The sequence below is a fragment of the Streptomyces sp. HSS9-12 genome (assembly GCF_054963655.1).
In genome coordinates this window covers 1-14641 of the sequence record NZ_JBUEGC010000084.1, presented here as the reverse complement: position 1 = coordinate 14641, position 14641 = coordinate 1, and the positions used below count along the sequence as shown (strand labels likewise).

Sequence of the window (14641 nt, the reverse complement as noted above, 5' to 3'; positions counted from 1 at the left end):
GGACCAGGCCGTGCCGGTCAGGCGCTCGTACGCCTCGACGTACTTGGCGCGCGTCTGGTCGACGATCTCCTCGGGGAGCGCCGGCGGGGGCTGTTCGCTCTTGCGGTCCCAGCCGGATGCCGGGGACGACAGCCAGTCGCGGACGAACTGCTTGTCGAAGGACGGCTGCGCACGGCCCGGCTCCCACAGGTCCGCGGGCCAGAAGCGGGACGAGTCCGGGGTCAGCACCTCGTCCGCGATCACCAACTGCTCGCCGTCGAAGCCGAACTCGAACTTCGTGTCGGCGAGGATGATCCCGCGGTCGCGGGCGATGTCGCGGGCCCGGCCGTAGACGGCGAGGGTGATCTGGCGCAGCTGCGCCGCGGTGTCGGCGCCGACCTGGCGGGCGACCTCCTCGTACGAGACGTTCTCGTCATGGTCGCCGACCGCGGCCTTCGTCGCGGGGGTGAAGATCGGGGCGGGCAGCTCGGATCCGTCGACGAGGCCTTCGGGCAGGGCCAGGCCGCAGACCGTGCGGCTCTCCTGGTACTCGGCGAGGCCGGAGCCGGTGAGGTAGCCGCGGGCCACGCACTCGACGGGGACCATCCGCAGCGACTCGCAGACCAGAGTGCGCCCGGCCCAGTCGGCGGGGGCGCCCTCGGGGACATCCGTGCTCAGCACATGGTTGGGGATCAGATCGGCGAGCTGGTCGAACCACCACAGCGAGAGCTGAGTGAGGATCCTGCCCTTGCCCGGGATCTCGGTGGGCAGCACCCAGTCGTACGCGGAGATGCGGTCGCTGGCGACCATCACCAGGTCCCCGGCGGCGTTCTGATAGAGGTCACGCACCTTGCCGGTGTGCAGATGCACAAGGCCCGGCACCTGCACGGGCTCGGGCTTCTCGACGAATCCGGACACGCTGCCTCCTGGTGGATTATTCCAAGCACCCCGATTCTTCCGTACGGCTGCCCGTCCGTCCCATCGAGGGTCGGTACGCGTATGCCCGGGGCCCGGTGCTGTCAGTCCCGTTTGCAGATGCGGTCGAGGAGGTTGGCGGTGGCGCGCTGGACGCGTGGGTCGATATGGCCGGGGCGGTCCAGGGCGGGGGACCAGGCGAAGGTGCCGGCGGCGAAGACGAGTGCTCCGCTGGGCGCCCGGTAGAGCGAGGTCTCCTGGTGGCGCAGATTCCCTTCGGCGTCCTCGTACGGGGAGTGGGCGAGCAGGATGCGCCGGGTGTGTTCGGGCAGGGCCGTCCGCGGGAAGTACCGGTCGGCATCGCCCGCGACCAGGCCGGGCAGCTCCTCGCCCTCGCCCGCGCCGGTCGCGTCCCACAGCCAGTGGTCGGCGTTGCGCACCACCATCGGGTGCGGTTCGGGGACCCGGCCCGCGTACTGGATGCCCAGCAGCAGCTGCTCGGGGCGGTCGATCTCGCGCCACAACGCCGGGCGGCCGGGGCCACGCCGCTTGCGGCAGCTCAGCAGGCGGTCGGGAACGCCGGACGGGGCGGGCTTCAGCTCGACCTGCCAGTACATGGTGTTCGAGGAGAGGAAGACCAGCGAGGTCCCGCTGTCGCGGGCCGTCTCGACGGTGCGGCGCATGGGCACGGACCAGTACTCGTCGTGGCCGGGGAAGACCAGTCCGCGGTAGCGGGTCGGGTCGACGCGCCCGGCGTGCAGATCGCGGGTGTCGGCGTAGGCGACGTCGTAGCCGTAGCGCTCGGCCCAGCGGATGAAGTCGTACGCGTGGCCCACGTGCAGGGGCAGGCCCGCGCCGGCGTAGGGGCGGTCGCAGGAGACGGTGACAGCCGCGTCCTCCTCGCCGAGGAGCCGTCCGTGCTCGTCCCAGGCGTGGTAGAGGCTGGCGCCGGTATGGCCGTCCTCCGGATAGAGGTTGTACGCCTGCCACGTGACATCGGGGAGCAGGAGCAGCAGGTCGGCGGGGTGGTTGTCGCGGACGGTGAAGGGGATGTGGCTTCGGTAGCCGTCGGCGGTGGTGAGGACGGCGACGTACGCCCCGCTGTTCCAGTAGCTGGGGACCTGGAGGCGCCAGGACAGCCACCAGTGGTGGCAGGAAACGGTTCTCCCGGCGGTGAGCGGGGCCGGCTGGACGATGCCGGACAGCCGCGGGCTGGTGGTGATCTTGGCGGCGCCGTCGCCGCCGTAGTGGCCGATGCGGTAGATGTCGACGCCGAACTGCTGGGGCGGGTCCACGGTGATGTGGAAGTCGATGGCCTCGCCGGGGGCTACGGCTCCGCCGGACGAGAAGCCCTTGATCTGGCGCCCCACGTCGTCGGCGGTGCGGGGGCCGGGGCGGGCGGAGCCGCGGCGGGACGTGGGAATGCCCGGCTCGGCGTGGGCGACCGCCGGGTCCACGTACCAGGGCACGACGTGGCCGGTGTCGTCGAAGTAGTTCTCGCTGCCGCGGAGCCACGGCAGTGGCCCCTGCCCGAAAGGGTCGGTGACCGCGTGCGCCAGCGCCCCCGACTCCCAGCGGCGGATCTTGTCCGTACTGCCCACGAACAATCCCTCCCGGACCCAGCTGCTCCCCTGAACTATCCCCAGCACATCACAGAACGCACTGCATTGGTAACTATTCGTGCTGATTCATGGGAGGTCGACGGCTGTGGAATGGCGAATTTATGGCGCAAACATGGCGATAGTGCGCCGTGGAGACGAGGTCCTAGACCGTCCTAGACCAGGCGCACCGGCTTTTCGGGGCGGACGCCCGCCGCGGTGAGCCATGTGCGCAGCGGTGCCGGGTCGCTGTCCTCGACCAGGCTGAGCACGGGGACACCGAGGTCAGCACCGCGCTTGCCGCCGAGCAGCAGTACCGGGCCGTCCAGCCAGTCCAGGCCAGGTCTGGCGCCCGCCGTGTCGACGGCCGTGCAGCAGACCATCGCCGTGATGTGGTCGGCGAGGAGCTCCCGCCCCGTGCGGGGCGCCTGCAGCGGGAAGAGCGGTATGCCGGTGTCGCCCCACCCGCCGGTGCCGCCCGCCAGCGCATCCGGGCACGGGCCGGGCCCCGGAGCCTCATCGGGCGCGGGGGCCCCGCCGGGCGCGGGGGCCTCGCCGGGCGCGGCTGTACAGCTCTCGGGGCGCGCCGCGGCGGTACGGGCCGCCTGCCGCTGCGCCTCCTCCTCGCGCGCCAGTTCCTGGCTGAGCCGGGCCGCCAGCTCCTCCCCCAGGCCGATGCCGCCCTCGGCAGACAGCCGGTCCACGACGCGGGCCAGGGTGGGACCAGGCAGCGCCGCGGCGGCCTGGCGGCGCTCAGGGGACATCTCGGGGACTGATGGAGTGGCTCCGGGGGTGCCTTCCGGTGGGCGACCCGGGGGGCCTCCTGGGGGCGTGAGCTCGTCCAGCACCCGGTGGAGCCGGGCGGCCTCCAGACGCCACTTCCGGTCGACGACCTCTTCCGGGTAGGTGTCCCAGTCGACCGGTGACCAGTGCGGGCCCGCGTGCGCCGGACCGCCGTGGAACAGCCGGGCCGCGAGCAGCGACGCCGCCTCGTCCACCACCCCCGGCTCCTCCAGAAGGTCGCAGGCGGGCCGCTCCCCCAGCCGGGTGGCGAAGCCCTCCGCGAGCCGGTCGCGCCGGGAGAGTTCGGTCAGCGCGGAGACCACCCCGGCGTCGAGCCGGGACGGCCAGCGGCCCATCCGCCAGGCGGGCAGCGCCACCCGGGTCAGCAGCCGGTCCCAGCCCGCGTAGGCGAGGCCGACCTGCTCCTGGGCGACGATCCGCAGCCCGTAGTCCACCGCCTGGGCCCGGGCCGACGCGGCGGCGGCGACACCCCGCTCCATCTCCGCGACATGGTCGCGGCAGCTCCGCAGCAGCAGCCGGGCCGTCCAGCCGACGAAGGCGACCGAACGGTGGCGGGCGGCGACCGCCACGGCCGCGTCCAGCCCGCGTACGAACCGGCGGGCCGCCGCTATGTCCGGGTGCGCGGAGGGGCCCGTACCGGCCACGACCGGTGCGAGCACGGCGCGCAGTTCGGCCACTCGCATCCACCACAGGAACGGCGACCCGATGACCAGGACGGGTGGTGTGGAGCTGACGGCCAGGGGCCAGGGGCGGCCGTGGCGGCCGGTCCGGACCGCCGGATGCGCACGGTCCTCGAGCCAGCTGTCGCAGTCCGGCGTGAGCGCTATGGCCGACGGCGCGGGGACGTCGAGGCGGTCCGCGAGGTCACGGACGAGGCGATAGAGGTCGGGGGCCGCCCCCTCGGGGATCCCGACGGTCGGGCTCACGGCGGGCTTGGCCCGTACGACGACGCCGGTCACGACGGCTGCCAGCAGCAGCACGACCGTGGCGATGACGACGGACGCCCAGCTCACCGCGGACCAGCCCGCGCCGCCGACCTTGCCTGTGGCGGCGGCCACGACCAGCACCACGGCGACGGCCGCGGGCAGCAGGGCAACCGTCAGCGCGGCACTGCGGACACGCAGCACCGCGAGCGCCCTGGAACGCGCAAAGTGCGTGCCTGGCTCCGCACCGGCCGGTTCGACCACGGTCGAAGGTCACCCCCTCATCGCCACTGCCTGTTGCCGCTTGCCCATGCCCCCACTGTCGCACTGGGCACCGACATCGCAATGCCGGTGGGCCAGTTGCCGGATGCGGGTGCCGCTTCGCTTGAGCGGCACCCTAGTTGCGGGGTCGGCGTGCGTCAGCCGGATGACGAAGCGCTCACTCGATGGAATGGCTTTGGTCAAAGCCGGTTCCGCTGCGCTTGGCTTTGGGGGGCGATTTTCGCCGTCCGGCGGGGGCGGGGGGTGGTCGGCCGCGGGTGCGGCCGTGACGAGCCGCTCCTCACCAGGGGGTTCTTGCCGGGGCGGCCCCAGGCCTCGCGCCCGGTGCTTCGCGCCGGGTTTTCCCGCCCACCCTCCCCCGACTTTTTGGGGCAGGTGGGCGGGAAAACACCGCTTGGCGGCCTTCGGCGCCGCGAGCCGGCCGCGGTGGCAGGCCGCTCGACGAGGTACGGGCCCGGGGTTAGGCCGGGGTGGTTTGGGCTGCCTTGGCCGCGATGTCCGTGCGGTGGTGGGAGCCCGGGAGGTGGATGCGCGAGACCGCACGGTAGGCGCGCTCGCGGGCCTGCGCGAGGTCCTCGCCGGTCGCCGTCACCGACAGCACCCGGCCGCCCGCGCTGACCGTGCGCCCGTCGCCGTCCCGCTTCGTACCCGCGTGCAGCACATACGCATGCGGGACGTCCTGTTCCGCGACGTCCGCGAGGCCGTCGACCGGGTCGCCGGTGCGCGGCGTGCCCGGGTAGTTCTGTGAGGCGATCACCACCGTCACCGCCGCGCCGTCGCTCCAGCGCAGCGGCGCGAACGAGGCCAGCGTCCCCGTGGCCGCCGCGTACAGCAGCCCCGACAGCGGCGTCTTGAGGCGGGCCAGGACGACCTGCGTCTCCGGGTCCCCGAAGCGCGCGTTGAACTCGATCACCCGCACGCCTCGCGAGGTGATCGCCAGCCCCGCGTACAGCAGCCCGGAGAACGGCGTCCCACGCCGGCGCAGCTCGTCCACCGTCGGCTGCAGGACGGTCTCCAGCACCTCGTCGACCAGCTTCGGGTCGGCCCACGGGAGCGGGGAGTACGCGCCCATGCCGCCCGTGTTCGGCCCCTGGTCGGCGTCCAGGGCGCGCTTGAAGTCCTGGGCGGGCTGGAGCGGCACGACCGTCTCGCCGTCGGTGACGGCGAAAAGGGAGACCTCGGGCCCGTCGAGGAACTCCTCGATCACCACCCGCTCACACGCGAGGGCGTGGGCGCGGGCCGCCTCGAGGTCGTCCGTGACGACAACCCCCTTGCCCGCGGCCAGACCGTCGTCCTTGACCACGTACGGGGCGCCGAAGGCGTCCAGGGCCTCCTCGACCTCCTCAGCGGTGGTGCAGACGTACGAGCGGGCCGTCGGAACGCCGGCCTCCGCCATGACCTCCTTGGCGAAGGCCTTGGAACCCTCCAGCTGCGCCGCCTGCGCAGACGGCCCGAAGACGGGGATGCCCCGGTCGCGCACCGCGTCGGCCACGCCGGCGACGAGCGGCGCCTCGGGGCCGACGACCACGAGGCCGGCGCCGAGCGACGCGGCCAGGTCGGCGACGGCCGCGCCGTCGAGCGCGTCCACCGGGTGCAGCTCGGCCACCTCGGCGATGCCGGCGTTGCCGGGGGCGCAGTGCAGCTCGGTGACGTCGGGGTCGAGGGAGAGAGCGCGGCACAGGGCGTGTTCGCGGGCGCCGCTGCCGATGACGAGGACCTTCACGCCGAGCAGCCTAATGCCCTGCCCTGGCGGTTCCCACATGCCGGGGGTCCCGGCGGCTTGTACGAAGCGCCGACGAGGGGGTGCCCCGCGGCCCCACGGCTGCCCCTGTGGCGGGCGTCGGGCCACCCACCCGGCCACCCCCAAGGGCCGACACCAGGAGGCAGAAGGACGCCGGCCCACTCTTTCGGGTGAGAGTCCGCTCGCTCCTATATCGGATCACGCACCACTTCCGGGCGGAAAAACCCCGATCTTAAGGTCAAGGCCAGCCGTTCGGGGGTAGGAAGGGGGGCCGCGCATCGGTGGTCAGGTTCTGTACCGCGGGTCACAGCCGGCAGGGCAGGACGCAGACCGTGCCGTGGGTCACGCGCGGCGGCCCGTACACCCGTACACGGCCGGTACCGCATCGCCATTCGCAGAGGGAGCGCACGGGTGAGCCAGCCGGAGATGCAGCCCGAGAGGCCCTCTCGGAAGGAGGGCGGGACCAGGCAAGGCGACCTGCTCGGCCGGCCGTTCCCGCCCGGCGACTGGGCAGAGCCCGCGGTGCGCCTGGATGAGCTGTACCGGTGGGTCGAGAACCGCGCGCTGTGCACCATCGACTGGTACCTCGCCGGCCGGCGATGGAAGCGGTACGGGGCACGGTCGCTGCGCCTGGGCGCGGCCCTCTCGGCGACGGTGGCCGTCGCGCTGCCGCTGCTGGACCTCGCCACGGTGCTCCAGGACGGCGTGCCCTGGGGCTACCTGGCCTTGCTGGCCGCGGCGGCATGTCTGGGCTGCGACCGGTTCTTCGGCCTGACCTCAGGCTGGATGCGGGATATGGCGACCGCCCAGGCGGTGCAGCGGCGGCTGGAGGCGCTGCAGTTCGACTGGGCGTCGGAGTGCGTCCGCGAGGTCCTCGGGCCGACCGAGGGCACCGCGAGCGAAGCCGCGGAGCGGTGCCTCACGGTGCTGCGGCGTTTCTCCGAGGACGTCTCGGAGCTCGTACGGTCGGAGACCGCGGGCTGGATGGTGGAGTTCCGGTCGGGGTCGGCGCCGCTGCTCACCCAGTCGCTGGGGCTGTGGGGGGTGGCGCGGGCCGACAGCAACGGGCAGCCACCGAGCCGCGCCCCGCTGCCGCCCGGCGCGCGGCCAAGCATGCCGCGGCAGCGCCCTCCGGAGTCACCGCGGTAGGGCACGGCACGTCAGCTGAAGACGATCATCGATCCCTGCCCCAGACTGCGGGTCACCGCCGCGTGCAACCCCAGCCAGACGTGCCGCTCGCGCGCGTACGGGCTGTCGTCGTACGGCGCCATGGCCGCGGGCTCCTCCAGCGACGTGGGACGGACCGGAGGGGCCGGCGCCGGAGGCGGGTTGGCCGGGTCGATGCCGATCGCCGGTCCGACGTACTCCAGTTCGCGCAGCAGTCCCTGGCTGGAGCCCAACGGGCCGCCGCCCGCCAGCAGTTCCTCGTTCGACAGCGGGCAGACGAAGTCGACGGGCACGTACGCCCCGGCGTGGTCGTAGTGCCAGACCAGGTGCGACTGCTGCGCACTGCCCTCGAACATCTCCAGCAACTGCTCGTAGTCACCGCCGAGTTCGTCCACCGGGGTCACGGCCAGCCCGCAGAGCTGCAGAAGGTAGGCGCGGCGCAGGAAGTGCAGTGCGTCGTAGTCGAAGCCCGCCACCGGAGCGACGTCCCCCGACAGTCCCGGCATATAGCCGTAGACGGGCACGGGCGGCAGGCCCGCTTCGGTCAGCGCCTTGTCGTAGGCCGCGATCTCTTCGGCGAAGGGGTTGTCGGGGCTGTGGCACAACACGTCGACGAGGGGGACCAGCCACAGGTCACACGCCACGAGGTCTCGCTCTCTGTCGGAGGGGCGGGCAATTGGTGCGGTGGCCGGGACAGCGTAGTGCCCGGGGCACGCTCCGCGAAGCAGCGTGCTCAGGGGCCGTCTGCGCTGCGCGGCACATCAGCGGGCTTCATCCCACATCCCATACCCAGGAGTCACCCACTCGTTCGCCCGGGCGGCCGAGCAGGCGCTCCAGGGTGATCCGCAGCGCCTGGTCGTTCGGCTGTGGCGCCAGCACCAGGGCGCCCGCCCGCCAGTAGGCCAGGTCCGCGCGGGCGGCGCGCTGCTGGGCGGGCCCGATCTGCGGAATCTGGCCGGTATAGCGGACATTGCGCAGGAGGTCGCTGGTGGGGCGCGGGACGGCGCCGTAGATACCGATCCGGTCGGGCCCGTACGGACCGTTGAAGTAGCCGCCGGGCATGGGGAAGCCGAAGTCCGCGTCGATCTGCCACTTCAGCGCGGTCGCCTCGCCCGGGGAGGGCAGCGGTACGGGCACCAGCGACTGGCCGGGTCTGACGTACGAGCGCCACGCGCCGTCCGCGACCAACGCGGGTACGGCCGGCCGGTCCACGGTCTCCATGGGCTTCGGCACGATCGGCAGCAGGGCCGCGCCGAGCGCCAGGCTTCCGGCCGCCCGGATGACCAGGGCCCGGTTGCGGCGGTCCCGGTCGTCGCCCGCTCCCGTCGCTCGTTCGGCCCTGGCGGTGTCCGCCACCGCCGTCCACGCCAGCGCCAGCAGCATGCCGATGCAGGGCGCGCACACCATCGCGAAGCGCGACTCGATGACCGACTCGAACAGCGGCAGCCTGTCGAAAATCCACCAGGGTCCCAGGGCCGTGTCGTCTGTCCACGGCAGCGGCACCTGGGCGCCGAGCGACAGCAGGGCGGCCACAAGAGCGGTCCAGGCCAAGGCCCGTACGACCGCCCGGTCCCACAGCACGACCGCGATACCGAGCAGGAGCGACATCAGCGGCCAACCGTAAAAGGCGTTCTGCTCGGTCGGGTTGAGGGAGAGCGATTCGGCGGTGGCCTTGTCCCCCGCCAGGGCGCGCCCGGAGAACTCGAGGAGGGCGAGCGGAGGGTTGCCGGTCGGGCCGTGCAGGATGCTCCGGTAGCTCTGGTCGCCGAAGAACTGCCAGTACAGCGGATAGGCGACCAGCGGCAGGCAGACGACCGCGGCGACCGTACAGCCGCCCAGCAGCGGCAGTACGGCGGCGCGGGCCACATCGCGCCGCATGCAGGCGTAGGCCAGCGCGAAGAACACCATCCCCGTCGCGGCGAGCAGCAGCGCCTCCTCGCCGAGGAAGATCTGCCAGGTCAGCAGCAGGCCGAGGACCAGGCCGTCGCGTACGACCCGCCTTCCTCGGCCGCACAGCCGCAGCAGGCGGTCGACGATCAGCGGGATCGCGAACAGTGCGACGAGGTTGGGGTGCGCATTGGCGTGGGAGATCATCGGCGGGGCGAAGGTGCTGAAGGCGCCGCCGAGGAAGGCCGCCGCGCGGATGCGCGTGAGGTACTTGCGGATGAGCCAGTACCAGGCGGTGGCGGTCGCCGCCAGGCCCCCGGTCAGGGCGACGGCCCAGGTCGTGGTCGCACCGAAGAGCGCGGTGACGGGCGCGAGCGGGACGGACAGCCCGAGCATGACGGTGTTCGCCATCAGGTTCACGCCGAGCGGGAAGTTCTGCAGGGTCGTGAACAGCGGGTTGTCGAGGCTGAAGACGTTGTGCGCGGTAACCGCGAAGAACCACTCCCACTGGTTCTGGTCGCGCATGCTGTCCACGAGATAGCGCCGGTCGAGGTCGGCCCACAGGTGGACGTAGAGCAGGAGTGAGGCCAGCAGATAGCCGGTGGGTACGGCGAGGGCGGCCGGCCGTATCCGGCGGCGCGGGGCTCTTCCCGTACGCTCAGCCGCGGACGCGTCGGCCGTATTGCCCGTGCCGCCCCTCTCGTCCCTGTCCTCCGGCGTCGGCGTACGGTCCGTTGCCTCCGACGTCTCGGTCGTCTCCGTCACTGCTCTTCCCTCGCGACCTCACCGTGCAGGCGGACCTTGAGGACCTCGGCGAGCACCTTCGCGTAGTCCAGCGGCCCGACCTTCGACCCCGGCTGGTGCGACCAGCGCACCGGCACCTCGGCTATCGGCCAGCGGTTGGCGTGGAAGATCCGCAGTATCTCGACATCGAACCCCCAGCCGTCCGTACGGGCCCGGGCGAACGCCCTGCGCGCCTTGTCCCCGTCGAAGAGTTTGAACCCGCACTGGGTGTCGCGGACCCCCGGTACGGCCAGGGCCCGGATGAGCCGGTTGCCCGCCTTGCCCAGCACCTCGCGCAGCACATGCTGGCGGGCCTCGATCCGCGACTCGGGCTGAGCGCGCGAGCCGATCGCGACCGCGTAGCCCTGGTCCAGGCGCTCGTGCAGCAGCGCCAGTTCCTCGATGGGCGTCGCGGCGTCGGCGTCGCAGAAGAGAACCCGGCGGCCGCGGGACTGCCGTATGCCGATCCGTACGGCGTGTCCCTTGCCACGGTTGACCGGTGCGCGCAGCAGCCGGATGCGGGGCTCGTCGGCGGCTGCGGCGGCGGCGATGGCCGCGGTGCGGTCCGTCGAGCCGTCGTCGACGACGATCACCTCCCAGTCCCGGGTGGTGCCGTCGCGCAGGTAGCGGCAGACCTCGTCCACACCGCGGCGCAGCCGGTGCTCCTCGTTGTACGCGGGGATGACGACCGAGAGGTCGATGACGGGGACAGCCGCTGACGGGGCCCCTCCCCCGATTCCCGGCGAGGCTGCCCCCGACCGGGGTGCGGGCAGCGCCGCCGCCCGGTGCACGGCGTCCATGCCTACCCCCTTCTGTCACCGGGTCCCACCCCGGAGCGGTCGCTGGTCGGTCGACCGTGTCCGTACCGTACCGGCCCTGCCGACAGCCGTTCGGGCCTGGCTCTCAAACCCGGCCCCCGCTCGTCCTTTCGGCACCTTTCGGCACCCTTTCGGCACCGGCGAACTGCCCGCGGCATTGGCAAGACGGTGTCGGGGGATCGCTGGTTGTACCGGATCAGGTGGGAGTTTTCGCCCTTGCGGAAGGGCGGTCACCGCCCGCGTTCGCGCGCGACACCCGGTCGAGCAGGGCGAGGGCATGGTCGTTGTAGGCGTTGATGATCTCCCGTGCGGCCTCGGCGTCACGGCGGTCGACGGCGTCGACGAGCGCGTTGTGGCCACACCACAGGCGCCCCTTGAGATCCCGCTCCCGGCGCAGATACGGCACGACGAAGGCCCAGCACTGCACGCGCACCCGGTGCAGCAGGTCCGAGATGTACGGATTGCCGACGAGGCTGCCGAGCTCCCGCCAGAAGCGCAGGTCGTAGCCGATGAGGATGTCCAGGTCCCCGGCCCGGGAGGCCCGCTCGGCCTCCTCGGCCCGGCGGCGTACGGAGGTCAGGGTCTCGGGGGTCAGGTCGACCAGCTGGCGTTCGGTCGCGCAGCGGAAGATGCCGTCGACGATGAGGCTGCGGGCCTCGATCATGCCGCGGAAGTCGTCGGGCGTGAACTGGTGCACCTGGAAGCCGCGGTGGTGCTCCATGTCGATGAGCCCCTGGGCGGAGAGGTCGACGAGAGCCTCGCGCACGGGGGTGGCGGAGACGCCGTACTGCTCGGCGATCTCCTTGACGGTGACATGGCGGCCTGCGGTGAGACGGCCGGCCAGCACTTCGTCGCGCAGGGCGTCGGCGATCTGCTGGCGCAGGGTGTTACGGGTGACGGCGCGGGTACGGGGCGTGCCGGTGCCAGTACCGCTGCCGCTGGCGGGCATGCTGGGCTCTCCTTCCGCGGGCCACGGGGTGGGGGGCGGCCCGCGGGTCACCATATGCGGTGACGGCTGCGGCGAGCGACACGGTGGAGCGCCCCGGCCGTGTGGCCGGGCGGCCGTGTGGCCAGTCGGCCAGGCCCGGGTAGCGGCGCCCGGGCCCAGCGGTGCGGCCGGCCCGGCGGTCGGGTCGGACCGGGGTCTCCGGGGTGGGGGTCCTGGACTGCGCATCCTCAGGCCGGCGGCCCCTGGGGCACCTCCTGGGGGCGCCCCCAGAGGTAGTCCCCCTGGGCCTGGCGGCCCGGGTTGGGGTAACCCCGGCGGTAGCTGGGGGAGTGCCCCAGGGGGGAGGCAGCTGGGGGAGTGCCCCAGGGGGAGGCAGCTGGGGGAGCTTTTACGTCCAGAACCCCCACCCGTGCCTAGCTTTCGGTATGGGGATCCCCACCGACCCCGGGCCCTCGCGTCTCACACCGTGTGGGCGTCCGCCGCGGAGAGCGCCTCGTCGAGGATCGCCAGACCCTCCTTGGCCTCGGATTCCGTGATCGTGCACGCTGGCACCACATGCGTACGGTTCATGTTCACGAACGGCCACAGCCCGCCGCGCTTGCAGGCCGCCGCGAACTCGGCCATCGGAGCGTTCGCCGCGCCCGAGGCGTTGTACGGCACCAGCGGCTCGCGCGTCTCCTTGTTCCGCACCAGGTCCAGCGCCCAGAAGACGCCCAGGCCCCGTACCTCGCCGACCGACGGGTGCCGCTCCGCGAGCTCCCGCAGGCCCGGAGCGAGGATCTTCTCGCCGATCTCCGCGGCGTTCTCCACGATCCGCTCCTCCGCCATCGCGTTGATCGTCGCGACCGCGGAGGCGCAGGCCAGCGGGTGGCCGGAGTAGGTCAGGCCGCCCGGGTACGGCCGCTGGTCGAAGGTCGCCGCGATCTCGGCGGAGATCGCGACGCCGCCCAGCGGAACGTAGCCGGAGTTGACCCCCTTGGCGAACGTCAGCAGGTCCGGCGTGACGCCGAAGTGTTCGGCGGTGAACCACCGGCCCGTACGGCCGAAGCCCGCCATCACCTCGTCCAGGATGAAGACGATGCCATAGCGGTCGCAGATCTCGCGGACCCCGGCCAGGTAGCCGGCCGGCGGGACCATGATCCCGGCGGTACCCGGGATCGTCTCCAGGATGACCGCGGCGATGGTCTGCGGGCCCTCGAAGGCGATGGTGTCCTCGAGGTGCCGCAGGGCACGCTCGCACTCCTCGGCCTCGGTGGTGGCGTGGAACGGCGAGCGGTACAGGAACGGGCCCCAGAAGTGCACGACTCCCGCCGCGCCCGTGTCCGACGGCCAGCGGCGCGGGTCGCCGGTCAGGTTGATCGCGGCGGCGGTGGCGCCGTGGTACGAGCGGTAGGCGGACAGCACCTTCGGACGGCCGGTGTGCAGGCGGGCCATACGGACCGCGTTCTCCACGGCCTCCGCGCCACCGTTGGTGAAGAAGATCTTGTCGAGGTCGCCGGGAGTGCGCTCGGCGATCAGGCGCGCGGCCTCGGACCGTACGTCCACTGCGAAGCCGGGCGCGATCGTACACAACTTCGCGGCCTGCTCCTGGATCGCGGCCACGACCTTCGGGTGCTGGTGCCCGATGTTGGTATTGACCAGTTGGGAGGAGAAGTCGAGGTAGCGGTTGCCGTCGTAGTCCCAGAAGTACGAACCTTCGGCGCCGGCGACAGCCAAGGGGTCTATGAGCCCCTGTGCCGACCAGGAGTGGAAGACGTGTGCGCGGTCGGTCGCCTTGACAGCCTTCCCGACCTGGGGATCAACGTGCTGAGGGGTCATGCGGGCCAGAGTATGGAATGCCGGAGGCCCGCTGACACCGCCAACCTGTATGGCTTCGGCCACGCGGCCCGGCACCCTGTCGGGTACAGCGCCCGCTCCGGCCCCAGGCCCCACCCCTGCCCCCGGGCCAACCGAAGGGTCAGACGGTGACCACCACCCGCTCGCCCCCGGCCAATCAGTGCGGCTTCGGCCATACGGCCCGGCACCCTGTCGGGTACAGCGCCCGCTCCGGCCCCAGGCCCCACCCCTGCCCCCGGCCAACCGAAGGGTCAGACGGTGACCACCACCCGCTCCTACTCGGAAGCGGGGGTGCCGGCGCGGTGTGCTCCTCCACCGCCCCCGCCGCGCCCTCGCCGCCGCTCCAGGCGCTCGACGCGGTTGCGGCCGCCTGGCCAGCGGACCGGGACCTGCCTTCAGCGTGGGTCAGGCGTCCGCGCGGGTGTCGCCGGCTGGGGCGTCTACGCGGTACCCCGGTACGGAGGGCCAGCGGACGGTGAGGACGACAGACTCCTCCTCGGCATACCAGGAGTGGTCCACGCCCTTGCCCCACACGACGTAGTCGCCTTGCTCTGCCAGCGTCACACTGCGGTCGGGGAACTCGACGCGGAAGCGTCCGCTGATCAGGACCTGCAGCGCCGTGCGCTCCTCGCCCTTCACCCACTGTGCACGCCTGTCGCCACGCGGGTGGACGCCCCACTTGATCTCGACGGCATCGCTGTGCCGAGGATCGCCGATGTCCTTGAAGTGGCCGAGCAGCCATCCGCGGTCCAGGGCCGCGTCCTGGCCTCCGTTGCCCACATACACCGTGCCGGTCATGGACGGGACCGTAGCAGCCAGTCGAGTTGACAGACCGTCTCAGCATGGGCCGGCGGCTGTCCACAGCCGTTGCGGTCTCCCCCCTACCACCACTCAAAATGCTTGACCGAAAGCATGCATTTGGTCAGGCAGTTGCCGGTCATGGAGGGCGCCCCCAGCCA

Annotated in this window: 9 protein-coding genes and 1 pseudogene; 1 reads left to right on the top strand and 9 read right to left on the bottom strand. The window is 72.4% G+C overall.

From position 1 onward, the window contains the following. The 4 genes from ACY34J_RS28025 to purD all read right to left on the bottom strand — a co-directional run. Positions 1–897 (bottom strand): phosphoribosylaminoimidazolesuccinocarboxamide synthase (locus ACY34J_RS28025; protein ID WP_462729438.1); only part of this gene is annotated, 897 nt, incomplete at its 3' end. Positions 898–998: 101 nt separating this feature from the next. Then, positions 999–2495, bottom strand: coding sequence for a N,N-dimethylformamidase beta subunit family domain-containing protein (locus ACY34J_RS28020; RefSeq protein ID WP_462729437.1), 1497 nt, complete (start codon positions 2493–2495; stop codon positions 999–1001). Positions 2496–2668: 173 nt separating this feature from the next. Beyond that, positions 2669–4423 (bottom strand): M48 family metalloprotease, encoded by a 1755-nt coding sequence (locus ACY34J_RS28015; RefSeq protein ID WP_462729436.1) that lies wholly within the window; start codon positions 4421–4423, stop codon positions 2669–2671. Between the two features lie 538 nt (positions 4424–4961). Then, positions 4962–6224, bottom strand: a complete 1263-nt coding sequence (purD, locus tag ACY34J_RS28010; RefSeq protein WP_462729435.1) for a phosphoribosylamine--glycine ligase — start codon at positions 6222–6224, stop codon at positions 4962–4964. Between the two features lie 429 nt (positions 6225–6653). Between purD and ACY34J_RS28005 the strand changes: the two genes are divergently transcribed. After that, positions 6654–7391: an SLATT domain-containing protein gene (locus ACY34J_RS28005; protein ID WP_462729434.1), complete on the top strand. Its 738-nt coding sequence runs from the start codon at positions 6654–6656 to the stop codon at positions 7389–7391. 11 nt (positions 7392–7402) lie between these two features. Here ACY34J_RS28005 and ACY34J_RS28000 read toward each other — a convergent pair whose 3' ends face one another. The 5 genes and pseudogenes from ACY34J_RS28000 to ACY34J_RS27980 form a co-directional block, all read right to left on the bottom strand. After that, positions 7403–8053, bottom strand: coding sequence for a hypothetical protein (locus tag ACY34J_RS28000; RefSeq protein WP_462729433.1), 651 nt, complete (start codon positions 8051–8053; stop codon positions 7403–7405). A 127-nt stretch (positions 8054–8180) separates the two neighbouring features. Beyond that, positions 8181–10816 (bottom strand): annotated as a pseudogene (locus ACY34J_RS27995) (glycosyltransferase). 277 nt (positions 10817–11093) lie between these two features. Further along, positions 11094–11846, bottom strand: a complete 753-nt coding sequence (locus tag ACY34J_RS27990; RefSeq protein WP_462729432.1) for a GntR family transcriptional regulator — start codon at positions 11844–11846, stop codon at positions 11094–11096. 459 nt (positions 11847–12305) lie between these two features. Then, on the bottom strand, positions 12306–13664 hold the full coding sequence (locus ACY34J_RS27985) for an aminotransferase class III-fold pyridoxal phosphate-dependent enzyme (protein ID WP_462729431.1): 1359 nt from the start codon (positions 13662–13664) through the stop codon (positions 12306–12308). A 423-nt stretch (positions 13665–14087) separates the two neighbouring features. Beyond that, positions 14088–14480, bottom strand: coding sequence for a cupin domain-containing protein (locus ACY34J_RS27980; protein WP_462729430.1), 393 nt, complete (start codon positions 14478–14480; stop codon positions 14088–14090). Positions 14481–14641 lie beyond the last annotated feature (161 nt).